Origin of the sequence: Mesorhizobium sp. 2RAF21 (assembly GCF_052115345.1) — a bacterium.
Classification (GTDB): Bacteria; Pseudomonadota; Alphaproteobacteria; order Rhizobiales; family Rhizobiaceae; genus Mesorhizobium; species Mesorhizobium terrae.
In genome coordinates this window covers 255,991-271,141 of the sequence record NZ_JBFRGM010000005.1, presented here as the reverse complement: position 1 = coordinate 271,141, position 15,151 = coordinate 255,991, and the positions used below count along the sequence as shown (strand labels likewise).

15 protein-coding genes and 1 tRNA gene are annotated in these 15,151 nt (G+C 63.8%); 14 read left to right on the top strand and 2 right to left on the bottom strand.

From position 1 onward, the window contains the following. Positions 1-2 precede the first annotated feature (2 nt). The 12 genes from AB4136_RS10580 to bioD all read left to right on the top strand — a co-directional run bounded on the left by AB4136_RS10580 (position 3) and on the right by bioD (position 12,844). Entirely contained in the window at positions 3-1,514 is a 1,512-nt protein-coding gene (locus AB4136_RS10580) for a tripartite tricarboxylate transporter permease (protein WP_024926591.1), read from the top strand. 127 nt (positions 1,515-1,641) lie between these two features. Further along, entirely contained in the window at positions 1,642-2,490 is an 849-nt protein-coding gene (locus tag AB4136_RS10575) for an alpha/beta fold hydrolase (RefSeq protein WP_024926592.1), read from the top strand. A gap of 126 nt (positions 2,491-2,616) precedes the next feature. Beyond that, positions 2,617-3,642, top strand: coding sequence for an ABC transporter substrate-binding protein (locus AB4136_RS10570; RefSeq protein ID WP_024926593.1), 1,026 nt, complete (start codon positions 2,617-2,619; stop codon positions 3,640-3,642). 117 nt (positions 3,643-3,759) lie between these two features. Continuing rightward, on the top strand, positions 3,760-5,259 hold the full coding sequence (locus AB4136_RS10565; protein WP_024926594.1) for a sugar ABC transporter ATP-binding protein: 1,500 nt from the start codon (positions 3,760-3,762) through the stop codon (positions 5,257-5,259). Continuing rightward, positions 5,259-6,242, top strand: a complete 984-nt coding sequence (locus AB4136_RS10560) for an ABC transporter permease (protein ID WP_024926595.1) — start codon at positions 5,259-5,261, stop codon at positions 6,240-6,242. The genes AB4136_RS10565 and AB4136_RS10560 overlap by 1 nt, the downstream gene beginning before the upstream one ends. Next, positions 6,239-7,228: an ABC transporter permease gene (locus tag AB4136_RS10555; RefSeq protein ID WP_024926596.1), complete on the top strand. Its 990-nt coding sequence runs from the start codon at positions 6,239-6,241 to the stop codon at positions 7,226-7,228. Before AB4136_RS10560 ends, AB4136_RS10555 begins: the two co-directional genes overlap by 4 nt. 5 nt (positions 7,229-7,233) lie before the next feature. Then, entirely contained in the window at positions 7,234-8,253 is a 1,020-nt protein-coding gene (locus AB4136_RS10550) for a LacI family DNA-binding transcriptional regulator (protein ID WP_171020923.1), read from the top strand. Between the two features lie 27 nt (positions 8,254-8,280). Continuing rightward, the gene (locus AB4136_RS10545) at positions 8,281-9,519 is read left to right on the top strand and encodes a Gfo/Idh/MocA family protein (protein ID WP_137900454.1); all 1,239 of its coding nucleotides are present in this window, start codon (positions 8,281-8,283) and stop codon (positions 9,517-9,519) included. Between the two features lie 244 nt (positions 9,520-9,763). Next, complete coding sequence (locus AB4136_RS10540) at positions 9,764-10,432, top strand: GntR family transcriptional regulator (RefSeq protein ID WP_137900453.1); 669 nt, start codon at positions 9,764-9,766, stop codon at positions 10,430-10,432. Positions 10,433-10,524: 92 nt separating this feature from the next. Further along, the gene (locus AB4136_RS10535) at positions 10,525-11,091 is read left to right on the top strand and encodes a biotin transporter BioY (RefSeq protein ID WP_024926600.1); all 567 of its coding nucleotides are present in this window, start codon (positions 10,525-10,527) and stop codon (positions 11,089-11,091) included. A gap of 17 nt (positions 11,092-11,108) precedes the next feature. Next, positions 11,109-12,179: a biotin synthase BioB gene (bioB, locus tag AB4136_RS10530; protein ID WP_137900507.1), complete on the top strand. Its 1,071-nt coding sequence runs from the start codon at positions 11,109-11,111 to the stop codon at positions 12,177-12,179. Continuing rightward, on the top strand, positions 12,176-12,844 hold the full coding sequence (gene bioD / locus AB4136_RS10525) for a dethiobiotin synthase (RefSeq protein ID WP_137900452.1): 669 nt from the start codon (positions 12,176-12,178) through the stop codon (positions 12,842-12,844). The genes bioB and bioD overlap by 4 nt, the downstream gene beginning before the upstream one ends. 311 nt (positions 12,845-13,155) lie before the next feature. On the opposite strand, the gene AB4136_RS10520 is transcribed toward bioD, so the two are convergent. After that, positions 13,156-13,241: transfer RNA gene (locus tag AB4136_RS10520), tRNA-Leu, on the bottom strand. Between the two features lie 83 nt (positions 13,242-13,324). On the opposite strand from AB4136_RS10520, the gene AB4136_RS10515 reads away from it, so the two are divergent. Both AB4136_RS10515 and AB4136_RS10510 read left to right on the top strand, forming a co-directional pair. Next, positions 13,325-13,897: a hypothetical protein gene (locus tag AB4136_RS10515; protein ID WP_137900451.1), complete on the top strand. Its 573-nt coding sequence runs from the start codon at positions 13,325-13,327 to the stop codon at positions 13,895-13,897. A gap of 575 nt (positions 13,898-14,472) precedes the next feature. After that, complete coding sequence (locus AB4136_RS10510; RefSeq protein WP_024926603.1) at positions 14,473-14,670, top strand: hypothetical protein; 198 nt, start codon at positions 14,473-14,475, stop codon at positions 14,668-14,670. A 20-nt stretch (positions 14,671-14,690) separates the two neighbouring features. On the opposite strand, the gene AB4136_RS10505 is transcribed toward AB4136_RS10510, so the two are convergent. Continuing rightward, on the bottom strand, positions 14,691-15,077 hold the full coding sequence (locus AB4136_RS10505) for a RidA family protein (protein ID WP_137900450.1): 387 nt from the start codon (positions 15,075-15,077) through the stop codon (positions 14,691-14,693). Between the last annotated feature and the right edge of the window lie 74 nt (positions 15,078-15,151).

Genomic DNA, 15,151 nt, shown 5'->3' with positions numbered 1-15,151 from the left:
CGATGGATCTCTTCAGCAATCTCGCACTCGGCTTTATGACGGCGTCGACGCTGGCCAATCTGGGCTTCTGCCTGATCGGCGTGCTGCTCGGCACCCTGATCGGCGTGCTGCCGGGCATCGGCGCCACCGCCACCATCGCCATGCTGTTGCCCGTCACCTTCCAGATCGGCGACCCGGTGTCGTCGCTGATCATGCTGGCCGGCATCTATTACGGCGCCCAGTATGGCGGCTCCACCACCGCCATCCTCATCAACATGCCGGGCGAATCCTCCTCCGCCGTCACCGCCATCGACGGCTACCAGATGGCGCGCAACGGCCGCGCCGGCGCTGCCCTGGCAACGGCCGCGCTCGGTTCCTTCTTCGCCGGCACCGTCGCCACCTTCCTTGTCGCCATCTTCGCCCCGCCGCTGACCAGGATCGCGCTGGAATTCGGCGCGGCCGAATATTTCTCGCTGATGGTCGTCGGCCTCGTCTCCTCGATCGCGCTCGCGCACGGCTCCATCGTCAAGGCGCTCGCCATGGTGGTGCTCGGCCTGCTGCTCGGCCTGGTCGGCTCCGACATTTTCGAAGGCACGCCGCGCTTCACGCTCGGCATCCGCGAATTCTCCGACGGGCTGAATTTCGTGGCCGTGGCGGTCGGCGTGTTCGGCGTGGCCGAGATCCTGCGCAATCTGGAAAACGAGCACGACCGCTCGGTGATGATCCGCAAGGTGACCGGGCTGATGCCGACGCGCGAGGACTTCCGGCGCATGACGGCGCCGGTGCTGCGCGGCACGGCATTGGGCTCGGCGCTGGGCATCCTGCCTGGCGGCGGCTCCATCCTGGCCTCCTTCGCCTCCTACACGCTGGAAAAACGCGTCGCGAAAAATCCCGAGGAGTTTGGCAAGGGCGCGATCGAGGGCGTGGCCGGGCCGGAATCGGCCAACAACGCGGCCGCGCAGACCTCCTTCATCCCCATGCTCACCCTCGGCATCCCGGCCAACCCGGTGATGGCGCTGATGATCGGCGCCATGATCATCCAGGGCATCGTGCCTGGCCCGGACGTGGCTGCCGAACGGCCGGCGCTGTTCTGGGGCCTGATCGTGTCGATGTGGATCGGCAACCTGATGCTGATCGTGCTCAACCTGCCGCTGATCGGCCTGTGGGTGAAGCTTCTTACGGTGCCCTACACCGTGCTGTTCCCGGCGATCATGGCGTTTTCGGCCATCGGCGTCTATTCGGTGAAATCGAGCGCCTTCGACCTCTACGCGGTCGCCTTCTTCGGCCTGCTCGGCTATGTGCTGGCCAAATTGCGCTGCGAGCCGGCGCCGCTGCTGCTCGGTTTCGTGCTCGGCCCGCTGTTCGAGGAGAACCTGCGCAGGGCGATGATCCTGTCGCGCGGCGACCCGTCCATCTTCGTCACCCGTCCGATCAGCGCAGGCCTTCTGGCCGTCGCGGCGCTGATCCTGGTGGTGGTGCTGTTGCCGGCGGTGCGCAAGAAGCGCGAGGAAGTGTTCGTCGAGGAGGACGCGTAAGGTCTCAGGGGCGAAGGTTCGTGCCGGGGTCGGGAATCCATTCCCGACCCCGGCGTCGCTTTTGCCCGATGTTGACTTTGCGCGGCGGAAGGCGGTTGATCCGGGTTCAATCCCGGAGGACCGCCCGATGTCGCGTTTGTGGACCGCTTTGGCCTTTGTCGCCCTTCTCATCGTCTCGGGCGCCGCGCGCGCCGAGGAACGCTGGCTGACCCTGCCCGAACCCGCGCCCATGCCGAAGGCCGAGGAAAGCGGCTATGCGCCGGTCAACGGCATCCAGATGTATTACGCCGTCTACGGCAAGGGCGATCCGGTCCTGCTCATCCATGGCGGCCTCGGCCATGCCGACATCTGGTCGAGCCAGGTGGCGGAACTGGCCAAGACGCACAAGGTGATCGTGGCCGACAGCCGCGGACATGGCCGCTCCACCCGCACCGAAGAGCCCTATGGCTACGACCTGATGGCGTCCGACTACCTTGCCCTGCTCGACCATCTCAAGATCGACAAGACGGCGCTGGTCGGCTGGAGCGATGGCGGCATCATCGGCATCGACATCGCCATGAAGCATCCCGAACGGCTGACCCGCCTGTTCGCGCAAGCCGCCAACGTCACCACCGATGGCGTCGATCCCGGCGTGCTCACCAACAAGACTTTCGCCGCCTATATCGAGCGCTCGGGCCGCGACTACAAAAAACTCTCCAAGACGCCCGACCAGTACGACGCCTTCGTCGCCCAGATTAGCAAGATGTGGGAGACGCAGCCGAACTGGAGCAAGGAGCAGGTCGCCAAGATCACCACGCCGACGGCCATCGTAGCCGGCGATCACGACGAGGCGATCAAGCGCGAGCACACCGACTACATGGCCAAGACCATTCCGGGCGCCAAGGAGATCATCCTGCCCAACGCCAGTCATTTCGCCATGCTGCAGGCGCCCGACGAATACACCAAGGCGGTCGTCGACTTCATCGACCAGAAGTGAAGACGCAACGATAGCCCGTCCCTGCCCGCATGGAGGCGGGCTCATCCCCCAAAAAGCTGCGTTTGCGCTATTGAAATCGATTTCATTCCTGTTACCATTCGCGCCGTCGCACTCAGGGAGGAACATATGAAAAAGGCGATCGCATTAGCTTTGACGGCCACCACCGCGCTGGCCATATCGGCGTTTTCCACTTACGCAGCAGATTTCAAGATCGGCCTTTCCAACGGCTGGGTCGGTTCCGAATGGCGCACCCAGATGATTGACGAGGCGAAGGCCGCGGCAGCCGCCTGGAAGGACAAGGGCGTCAATGTCGAGGTCGTGGTGCAGAGCGCCAATGTCGACGTGCCCGGCCAGATCGCGCAGGTGCGCAATTTCATGAGCCAGGGCGTCAACGCCATCATCATCAACCCGAACAGCCCGACCGCGTTCGACCCGATCTTCAAGCAGGCCAAGGACGCCGGCATCCTGGTGATCGCCACCGACGCCGAGGTGTCGTCCAAGGATGCCACCTATGTCGGTATCGACCAGAAGGCCTGGGGCGCCGCCGGCGCCAAGTGGCTGGCCGAGACGCTGGGCGGCAAGGGCAATGTCGTGGCCATCAACGGCGTCGCCGGCCATCCGGCCAACGAGATGCGCGTTGCCGGCTACAAGGAAGTGTTCGGCAAGTATCCCGACATCAAGATCGTCAACGAAGTGAACGCCAACTGGGACCAGGCGCAGGGCCAGCAGGCCATGCAGAACCTGCTCGCCACCTATCCCGACATCAACGGCGTGTGGGTGCAGGACGGCATGGCCGCCGGCGCCTGGAAGTCGATCATCGATGCCGGCAAGCAGTCGTCGATCGCCGCCACCGGCGAGATCCGCAAGGACTTCATCGACATCTGGACCAAGGACAAGCTGAACTCCGGCGCTTCGGTCAATCCTCCGGGCGTCATGGCCTCGGCGCTCAATGTCGCCGTGCTGATGCTGCAGGGCAAGGAACTGAAGGAGCCGGCGGCGGCCGGGCAGTACAAGAACGCCATGTACCTGCCGATCCCGTTCATCGATTCCAAGAACCTTCCGGAAGCAGCGAAAGCAGTGGACGGCAAGCCCGGCTACTACTCCTTCACCAGCCAGCTTTCGATCGAAGACGCTGAAAAGCTCTTCAAGTAATTCCTCCCAAGGAACTCCGTTCGGCGGCTTCGGTCGCCGGGCGGACCTGGGACGAAATTTCAAGTAATCTGGCAATTTCCGGGGTTTTACCCCTGCCCTGCCGAAGGAACGGCATCGATGTCCGAACTCATCGTTCGCGGCGCGCGCAAGGCCTATGGCGCAACGGTTGCGCTAAGCCGAGGCGACCTGCATCTCAAGCCTGGCGAAGTGCATGTGCTGATCGGCTCGAACGGCTCGGGCAAGTCGACGCTGTGCAAGATCGTCGCCGGCAGCGTCAAGCCGGACGCCGGCGAGGTGCTGCTGGACGGCAAGCCGGTGACGATTGACGGACCGCGCGCGGCGCGGGCACTCGGCATCGGCATCTTCTACCAGGAGCTCAGCCTGGCCGCGCGGCGCACCGTGGCCGAGAACATCCTGTTGCCGGCGATGCCGGTGAAGGGCGGCGTCTTTGTCGACCGCACCGCATTGGAAGAGCGCGCGGCAAAGGTGATCGCCGAGTTCAAGGATGTCGCCGGCGAAGGTTTTGCCGCCGACGTGACGGTGGACCGGCTGCGCGCCGACCAGCGGCAGCTGGTCGAGATCATGAAGGCGCTGGCCACCGAAGCCCCCATCCTCATCTTCGACGAACCGACATCGGCGCTCGACCGCGCCCAGGTCGACCGTTTCTTCGAAATCCTGCGCCGCCTGAAACAGGAAGGCCGCGCCATGGTGTTCATCTCGCACCGCATGGACGAAATCTTTTCGATCGGCGACCGCGTCACCGTCATCCGCGACGGCGCCACCGTCGCCACTTCGGCCATCGCCGAGACCAATGCCGATACGGTCATCCGCCAGATGGTGGGCGAGCGCGAGGCGGTATTTGTCGATGCCAAGCCGCCGGTGCCGGCCACCGCCGGCGATGCGGTACTGTCCGTCGCCAACCTATCGGGCGCGGGCTTCCGCGACATTTCCTTCAGCGTCGGCAAGGGCGAGATTCTCGGTTTCGGCGGCCTGCACGGCCAGGGCCAGTCGTCGGTGCTGCGCGCCATCTTCGGGGCGCTGGCCCATAATTCCGGCGCCATCCATGTCGGCGGCAAGCCGTGCGCGGCCCGCACGCCGGCCGAGGCGATCCGCAACGGCATCGCCTATGTCTCGGGTGACCGCGGCCGCGACGGCACGCTGACCGGCCGGCCGATCCTGGAAAACGTCACGCCGATCCATTTCCTGCGCAACGGGCTGCATCTGGCCCGGCCGGGTGCGCTGACCGCACTGGTCGACGGGCCGCTCAAGGCGTTGAAAACCAAGTTCCAGGACATCGGCCAGCCGGTGAATTCACTGTCGGGAGGCAACCAGCAGAAGGTGGTGATCGCCCGCTGGCTGGTCGACCGTCCGTCGATCCTTTTGCTCGACGATCCCACCAAGGGCATCGACCTCGCCGCCAAGTCCGACCTTTTCCAGCTCATCCGTTCGCTGGCCGCCGACGGCATGGGCATCGTGCTCTATTCCTCGGAGGACGCCGAACTGCTTGCCAATGCCGACCGTATCCTGGTCTTCAACTCGGGCGCGGTGACGCGCGAACTGAAGGGCGAGGACCGCACCCGCTACAATCTCTACCACGCCGCCTACGAGGCCGCCTGATGAGCGACGCGACCCAACAATCAAGAACCGGCGGCCTCGGTCGCCTGATCCGGCGTTATCCCTTCCTGCCGGCGCTGATCATCCTTGTCGCGCTGCTGGCGCTCAACGGCATCTTCGAGCCGCGCAGCCTCGGCTTCCGCGCCATGACCGGCCTCGTTTCCACCTATCTGGCGCTGATGATGCTGGCGGTGGCGCAGACCTATGTCGTGTTCTCCGGCGATATCGACCTTTCGGCCGGCAGCATCGTGTCGCTGGTCAATGTGTCGGTGATCGTGCTGATGCAGAAATGGGGCGGCGACGGCTTTTCCGTGATCGCCGCCTGCCTTGCCGGCGCCCTGATCGGGCTCGCCTGCGGGCTCATCAACGGCATCATCGTCGCCGGCCTCAGGCTGCAGGCGATCGTCGCTACCTTCGCGACCTCGATCTTCTTCACCGGCCTTGCGCTCACCGTGCTGCCGGTGGCCGGAACGCCGGCGCCGGAAGCCTACTGGACCACCTATGGCGGACGCTTCTTCGGCATCCCCTTCGTGCTCTACGCGGTTGTTGCCGTGGCGATCGTGCTCGCCTTCCTGATGCGCATGCGGCTGACCACGCAGATGCTGGCCGTCGGCGACGACCAGCAGGCCGCCTTCCAGAGCGGCTTGCCGGTCACCGCCATCCGCATCAAGGGTTATGTCTTCTGCGGCCTGTTCGCGGCACTCGCCGCACTCTGCATCACCGGCGACACGGCGAGCGGCGACCCGCTGGTCGGCGGCAAGATGACGCTCTATTCGGTCGCGGCCGTGGTGCTGGGCGGCTCGGCGCTGGCCGGCGGCTTCGGCACGGTCACTGGCTCGCTGATCGGCGCCCTCATCATCGGCCTTATCAACGCGCTGGTCTTCTTCGTCGGCACGCCGTCGGAATGGCAGAACTTCGCGCAGGGCTTCGCCATCCTGGCCGCCCTGATGACCGGCATCCTCGTCAGCCGCGGAGCACGGGCATGAGCGCCGACGCCCTCGCCTCGAAGCCGGCGCAGAACGCCGTGCTGGCCTTCCTGAAGAAGCCGCTCGTGGTGGCGCTGATCCTCATCGTGCTGCTGCTCGCCGTCGGCGAATGGCTGTCGCCGGGCTTCGCCTCGCCGGGGCAGGTGCTCAGGCTGCTCATCGTTGCAGCCTTGCTCGGCATCGTCGCCGCCGGCCAGAACCTCGTCATCCTGGGCGGGCGCGAAGGCATCGATCTGTCGGTCGGTGGCATCGTCTCGCTGGCGGCGATCCTTGCCGGCAATGTCATGAACGGCGCCGATGGCGGCATCCTGCCGGCCATCCTGGTCTGCATTGTCGTCGGCGCTTTCTTTGGCCTCATCAACGGCGTCGGCGTCACGCTGCTGCGCATCCCGCCGCTGGTGATGACGCTCGGCATGCTGGGCGTGCTGCAGGGCCTGCTGGTGGTGATCCGCAACGGCATCCCGTCGGGACGCGCCGCACCCGGCCTCTCCGACTTCGTCGTCAAGCCGTTCCTGCTCGGCCTGCCCGGCATCATCTGGCTATGGCTTCTGATCGGCCTTGCCATGGCGCTGCTGCTGCGCCGCACCGTGTTCGGCTACCGGGTCTACGCCATCGGCTCCAACGAGCAGGCCGCCTTCATGGCCGGCGTGCCGGTGAAGACGATCCGCATCGCGCTGTTCATGCTGTCGGGTGCCTTCGCGGCAATCGCCGGCATGTGCCTGCTCGGCTATTCCGGCTCGTCCTTCGCCAATGTCGGCGAACAATACATGCTGCCGTCCATCATCGCCGTGGTTCTGGGCGGCACGCCGCTTTCCGGCGGCAAGGGCGGTTACACCGGCACCATGGCCGGCGCGGTGCTGCTGGTGCTGCTGCAAAGCATCCTGACCACCGTGCATATCGACGAATCCGGCCGCCAGATGGTGTTCGGCGCGACGCTGGTGGCGCTGATGCTGTTCTACGGCCGCGCCAAGGCGATGCGGAGCTGATCGGCATGGCCGGGCCCGCCAAGATCAAGGACATCGCCGCGCGCGCCGGGGTTTCCCCGGCGACGGTCTCGCGGGCGCTTTCCGACACCGGACTGGTGGCCGAGCCGACCCTGTCGCGCATCCGCGAGGTGGCGCAGTCGCTGAACTACCGGCCCAATGTCAGTGCCCGCAACCTGCGCACACAGCGCTCCATGGCGGTGCTGATGGTGGTGCGCGACGTCGGCAACCCCTTCTATCTCGAGATCATGAAAGGCGTCGAAGCGACCGCGCGCGCCGCCGGCTATTCGGTGCTGATGGGCAACACCGAAAACAATGCCGAACGCGAGGTCGAATATTTCGACATGCTGCGCGACGGCCATGCCGACGGCATGATCCTGATCACCGGCAAATTGCCCTGGCCTGTTCAGGAAAGCCGCTCTCACCTGCAGGGCCTGCCTGTCGTGGTGGCGCTGGAAACCATCGAGGGCCTCGGCCTGCCGCATGTGCAGATCGACAATGTCGGCGCCTCGCGCGCCGCCGTCGAACATCTCATCGACCTCGGCCACAAGCGCATCGCCCATATCAGCGGGCCGGTGCCGGAGGTCATGAGCGTCAAGCGCCGCGACGGCTATCGCCAGGCGATGTCGGCCGCCGGGCTCACTATTCCGGACGGCTACGAGCCGGTCGGCGACTATCTGCTGCATTCGGGCGAGACGCTGTGCCGGGCGCTGTGCGAGCGGCCGGACCGGCCGACCGCCATCTTCGTGGCCAATGACGAAATGGCTTTCGGCACCATCAACGAATTGCGCCGGCTGGGTCTCGACGTGCCGCGTGACGTTTCAGTGGTCGGCTTCGACGACCTGTTCCTGAGCCAGGCCTTCTACCCGCCGCTGACCACGGTGCGCCAGCCGCGCGCCGAGATCGGCCAGGAAGCGATGCGGCAGCTTTTGCGCGTGCTGACCGGCGACCTGACGGAAGCCGAGACGCTGGAAATGCCGACGGCCTTGCAGGTTCGCGGCTCGACGGCGCGCGCCAAACCGATCTGAGAGATTTCAAAGCAGGAAAGGACGACCATGGCACAGTTGCCGAAGGAGAGATTGCGCGTCGGATTCGTGGGCACGGGCTTCATCGCCCAGTTTCACCTGAAATCGCTGGTCGGCGTGCGCAACATCGACGTCGTCGGCGTCTACAGCCGCTCGAACGAGAAGCGCGCGCATTTCGTGAAGCTCGCCGACGAGCTCGGCCTCGGCGCCTGCAAAAACCACGACAGCCTCGAAAGCCTGCTTGGCGACCCTTCGCTGGATGCCGTCTGGATCCTGACGCCCAACTACACCCGCCTCGACGTGATGCGCACATTGCATGCGGAAGTGAAGGCCGGTCGCTCGAAAGTGTTCGCCGTCGCTTGCGAAAAGCCGCTGGCGCGCACCGTGGCCGAGGCGCGCGAAATGCTGCGGCTGGCCGAGGATGCCGGGCTGAACCACGGCTATCTCGAAAACCAGGTGTTCTCGACGCCAGTCATCCGCGGCAAGGAAATCATCTGGCGTCGCGCCGCCTCCACCACCGGCCGCCCCTATCTGGCGCGTGCGGCGGAGGAGCATTCCGGCCCGCACGAAGCCTGGTTCTGGCAGGGCGACAAGCAGGGCGGCGGTGTCTTGTCCGACATGATGTGCCACAGCCTCGAAGTCGCCCGTCACCTGCTCACCGCGCCAGGTGCCGCGCGCAACTCGCTGCGAGTGAAGTCTGTCAGCGGCACCGTCGCCAACCTCAAATGGACGCGGCCGCATTACGCCGACGACCTCGCTCGCCGCTTCGGCCCGGGCGTCGACTACCGCAACCATCCGTCCGAGGACTTTGCCCGTGGCGTGGTGGCATTGGAAGACGAGGCCGGCAACGAGCTGATGATCGAGGCCACCACTTCCTGGGCCTATGTCGGCGCCGGCCTGCGCATCCAGCTCGAACTGCTCGGGCCAGAATATGCGATGGAGTTCAACTCGCTGGGCACCGGCCTCAAAATATTCATGTCGCGCGCCGTCAAAGGCTCGGAAGGCGAGGACCTGGTCGAGAAGCAGAACGCCGAACAGGGCCTGATGCCGGTGCTGGAGGATGAGGCCGGCGTCTATGGCTACACCGACGAGAACCGCCACATGACCGAATGTTTCCGCAAGGGCGAGACGCCGCAGGAAACCTTCCATGACGGGCTCGGCGTGGTCGAGATGATGATGGGCCTCTACAAATCCGCCGAAACCGGCGAGACGGTGCATTTCCCGGCACCCGACCTCGAACATTACGTGCCGCCGGTGGCGCGGCGCTAGCTTCCGGCAACAGGCGTCGAGGCGATGCGGATGAAGGGATGAACCCCGCCTGCCATTAGAGGCAGATCCGCGCTTCGACGCCCGTCTTCAAGGCAAGGTGCCCTCCCGTACCTTGCCTTTCTTTTTGGGCCTTTCTTTTTGTCCCCTCGCGTCCGGCGGGCCGCGTCACCCGGTCAGGCTATGCGCCTGTGGCTTGTCGCGCCGGCCAATCGACAAGCGTCGCGCGTCAAATTATCTATGAAATATGGGCGCACAAAAAGAAGACACGCTGGCGGTCCGAATCTCCAGGACGCTGGCCGACCGCATCATCGCAGGCAAGATCGAGCCCGGCTCGCGGCTGCGACAGGACCATATCGCCGAGGAATTCGGCGCCAGCCACGTTCCGGTGCGCGAGGCGTTCCGCCGCCTCGAGGCGCAAGGGCTTGCGGTGAGCGAGCCGCGCCGCGGCGTGCGTGTCGCCAGCTTCGACCTCGCCGAAGTGAAGGAAGTGGCGGAAATGCGCGCCGCGCTCGAAGTTTTGGCGCTGCGCCATTCGGCGCCGCACATCACGCCCGCCATTCTCGACGCGGCCGAGGAAGCCACCAGGGCCGGCGACAATTCCCGCGACGTGCGCTCCTGGGAAGAGGCGAACCGGCGTTTTCACCGCGTCATCCTCGAACCCTGCGCCATGCCGCGCCTGCTTTCGGCGATCGACGATCTGCACGCCGCCAGCGCCCGTTTTCTGTTCGCCGCCTGGCGTTCCGACTGGGAAGCCCGCACCGACCATGACCACCGCGCCATTCTTGCCGCCTTGCGCAAGGGCCAGGTCGAAACCGCCTGCGGCACGCTTGCCGGCCATGTGCAGTGGATCGGCCGCCGGCCGCAGAAGTCGGCAAGCGGTAGCGTTCGCGACGCTTTCGCGATCGTCGGATAAAAATATCTATAATTTAGTTGCGACTCGTTTCCTTTTGTGGATTCAATGTAGATATAGATCATAAATTATCTATAATCTGCGAAAGGAAAAATATGAGCCAGACCCTCACGCTGCGCGGCGTCAAGCCGCGCGAGGCGATCAAGACCGCCGCCGTCATCGTCGCCGGCGTCGCCTTGCTCACGCTGTGCGCCAAGATCCGCATCCCGTTCTGGCCGGTGCCGCTGACCATGTACACGCTGGCGGTGATGGGCATCGCCGTGGCGACCGGCCCGCGCATCGCCACCGCCACCTTCTTCTCCTTCCTGGCGGTGGGTGCCGCCGGCCTGCCGGTCTTCTCCGGCTCGCCGGAACGCGGCATCGGCCTTGCCTATATGATGGGCCCGACCGGCGGCTATCTGCTCGGCTACCTGTTCGCCAGCTGGCTGACGGGCGCACTCGCCGAAGGCCGGCAGATGTTCGGCCGCACCATGGCCATGCTCGCCGGCCTCGCCGTGACCTACGCCGTCGGCCTGCCCTGGCTCGGCCTCTACATTCCGATGAAGGACGTCATCGCGCTCGGCTTCACCCCCTTCATCCTGGGCGACCTGATCAACATCGCCATGGTTGCCGCGGGCTCCGCCATGATCCCGGCCCGCCTTTTGGGCAGGATCGGCCGGTGAGCGTGCCGCGCCAAGCAATGGGGGATCGCCTGTCTCTGCTGGGGACGGGCGATCTCCGCACCGACTGGACGCAGGAGGAAGCGGCGGCGATCCACGCCCTGCCCCTGCCCGACCTCATCTTCATTGCGCAATGCCTGCACCGCCGGTATTTCGACCCGACCGAGGTCGAGACCGCCAGCCTGCTCAGCGTCAAGACGGGCGGCTGCCCGGAAGATTGCGGTTACTGCTCGCAGAGCGCGCATCACAAGACCGGCGTCAAGGCGACCAAGCTGATGGCGGTGGACCAGGTGATCGAGGAAGCCAGGCGCGCCAAGGCCGGCGGCGCGACGCGCTTCTGCATGGGAGCGGCCTGGCGCGGCCCGAAGGACCGCGACATGGGCCAGGTCTGCGCCATGATCGAGGGCGTCAGCGCGCTCGGCATGGAAACCTGCGTGACGCTCGGCATGCTGACGGAGCCGCAGGTCGAGCGCCTCGGCGAAGCCGGTCTCGACTACTACAACCACAACATCGACACCTCGCGGGCCTATTATCCCGAGATCGCCACCACCCGCAGCATGGACGACCGGCTGGAGACGCTGGCGCTGGTGCGCGCCGGCGGCATCAAGGTCTGCTCGGGCGGCATCGTCGGCATGGGCGAGACGATGGAAGACCGCATCGCCATGCTGGTCATCCTGGCGACGCTCGAACAGCATCCCGAAAGCGTTCCCATCAACGTGTGGAACGAGATCAAGGGCACGCCGGTGATGGAGAAGAGCCGGCCGGTGGAACCGATCGCCTTCGTGCGGCTCGTCGCGCTGGCGCGCATCCTGATGCCGAAAAGCGTGGTGCGGCTGTCGGCCGGGCGGCACGCGATGAGCGACGAATTGCAGGCGCTGTGTTTCCTGGCCGGCGCCAATTCGATCTTCACCGGCGACGTGCTTCTGACCACCGGCAATCCCGGCCGCGGCAAGGATTTTTCGCTGCTGGAAAAGCTCGGCATGCGCGCCGCGTTGCGCCCTGTGCATGAAGACGTCTGCGATGATAGCCCGGCAGGCGTCGGCCTCAGGCCTCAATCGGCACCGCCTGCCCCAACGGTCGAAGCCCAATGACAACACGCATCGTCGTCACCGGCACCGACACCAATGTCGGCAAGACGGTGTTCGCCGCCGGGCTCACCGGTTTCCTCGGCGCGTCCTACTGGAAACCGGTGCAGGCCGGCCTGCTCGGCGAGACCGACAGCGAAACCGTGATGCGGCTCGGCGGCATTCCCGCCCGGCGCATCCTGCCCGAGGCCTGGCGGCTGAACGCGCCGGCCTCGCCGCATCATGCCGCCGCCATCGACGGCGTCGCCATCGATCCCGAAAAGCTGACGATACCGGACACGCAAGGCCCTCTCGTCATCGAGGGCGCCGGGGGCGTACTGGCGCCGTTGACGCGGACCGTCACCTTCGCCGATCTCCTCGCCCGCTGGAAGGTGCCGGCGGTGCTCTGCGCCCGCACCCGGCTCGGCACCATCAACCATACGCTGCTGTCGCTGGAAGCGCTGCGCGCCCGCGCCGTGCCGGTGCTCGGCATTGCTTTCATCGGCGACGCGGAACCCGAAACCGAACGCATCATCTGCGAGATGGGCCGGACAAAATCGCTCGGCCGCCTGCCCTTGCTCGATCCATCGACCCCGGCAACGCTGCACGGCGCATTCGCGGCGGCGTTCCGGACTGAGGATTTTCTGTCCGGTTCGGCCCACTGCCTGTTCGCCGGGCAAAACACCGGTTGACGAACTCCGCTCAAGCCTCGAAAAGCAGGGCGCGCGGACGTGGCGGAACTGGTAGACGCAAGGGACTTAAAATCCCTTGCGTGGATTTCTTATAAATCAATAGCTTAGCGGAATTTCAACACCCCCTTTTTTACACTAAGGGGTTGTGCAATTTTTCAATTATCGGCTGCAATCCTGTAAGCAACTGAAAAAAATCGCGATTTTATCATCGCACGAACAGGAAGGTCTCACTTCCGGGACGGGATTTTGTAATTTGGGGGATTGTAGGGATTTTTGTAGGAGACAATATTTAGTCGGCTATTTTGATTTGGTGGTGCGGGCGGCGGGACTTGAACCCGCACGGCCTATGGCCTCCGGATTTTAAGTCCGGTGTGTATACCAATTTCACCACGCCCGCATTCCGGCGCGTAATTAAGCTACTCGACTGCATTTGCAAAGCTTACTTCTACTCGCCTACCACTAATCGTCGGAGGGTGCTCATTGGATAAGTTTCTCTGCACGCAGGCGTACAACGACAGCGTCGATGCGGTGGCGCGCTTAGCTACGTTCTGCACATCCGACTACGTGAAAAAGATTGGGCATGGACAGTATGAAGACAGAGCCGTGTCAATGGCATCACGAGACATGATGCTGATGTGCATTTCGCTTCGGCGATTGGCAGAGTTAACCGCGACCCAGGCTATGCTGCGGCAGGAGCAAATACGTGCATTTACTCCAAAGCGGCAAGGAGAGAATCTGGACGTGGCCGACGCCGGCCATGGCTATTCGGCGTGGGATATACTCGGGAACGTAATCCATGCGAAGCTTCTACTAATCGTCACGGATGACGCCGAACTGAAGCACCTTTTGTACGCCACCAATGATATTGATTCAATCTTGCAAGCGATAACAAAAAGAAAGCAGATCGAGCCAGTCTGCTTCATCAAATCTGACAAGGGGGCAAAGGGCTTCAGAAGTCTTCACCTAGTCAAAGCTGCAGTTCGATACCTCGAAGACATTGAGGATGTACTCGGAGACAATCGTATCTTTGTAGGCGGGCTAATGTTTGACTAGCGGCGCATCGTGCACTTGCCAAACGGCGGCGATGCCACCACCGAAGTGTGTAGGATTTCTTCTAGGAGATCAGTAAGAATTTCCTACAAGCACATGGCAGGCGTTGCGAAATCAGCGCGTCCAAAACTTAATAATGTTACATATTCAAAGGCATACAGCTTAGTCCCTATCGCTCGCATCGTCGCAAAAGTAGGAAAAAGTGGACTTAAAATCCCTCGATCCTCGATCGTACGGGTTCGATTCCCGTCGTCCGCACCATTTTCCAAATAATATTTATAAAAATCAGCTGGATAAGACCAAAGAACCTTATCTACCCCCGTTGCAATCCCTATTTGCGGCGTCGCTCGGCCTGGCGATACACATCCACTATCGCGCTGTTTTCGGGCCATCCAGACAATGCATCACGACACCACAGAACCTCTCGCGATGCGGGAAGAAACCGAGACCTGGCTAACCGCGTCGTGGGAAGAGGCGATGACGCTGCAGCGTTCTCTTCCTGACAACATGACAGCCTTGGTTGATGCACCCAGCGACGCGATCAGCGTTCGACAGGTGCTGTTTTCTAGGAGGTTCGAATGGACCGGATTGTTCGCCTCGACACACGGCGGGAAACCGCATTGCAGCGCATCGCCGACCGCTTCGTCGCCAGCCACAAGGGCGACGTGATGATGGCGCTGAAACAGATGATCGTGCTCAATGGCGAGATGCAGCAGCGCCTCGATACGCTGGGAGATGGCTCGCCGTTCGACCAGCAGCCTCGCAGCCATCATTGAGTGATGGATGATGGCCTATCTCACGCGGCCGCGACCACCTCGATCTCGACCAGCCATTCCGGCACAAGCGTCTGGGCCACGATCGCGGTTGTTGGAATGCGCCGGTCACCCAGAGCCTTGATGCGGGCGTTCTGGTTTGCCTCGGCGTATGACGCATCGCGCAGATAGCTCGTCAGCCGCACGATGTTGTCGGTCGTCATATGGGCTTCTGCAAGGATACGCCGGAGATTGGACCAAATCAGATCGAGCTGTTCCTCCAGGCTTTCCGGGGCATTGCCCTGGGTATCAAGCCCCATCGTACCGCTGATGAACAGGAAGCGCTCTGCGCTTCTCACCTCCATGGCATGCACGTAGTCATCGGTCGCGGGATAGATGCCGTCGCGTGGATTGCAAGGTGTCAGCTGCATTCTCGTTTCTCTCCGGTCGACATGTTGCCGTTACGCTTTTTTGGCCGCGGTTTCCAGGAAGAAGCTATAGCGGC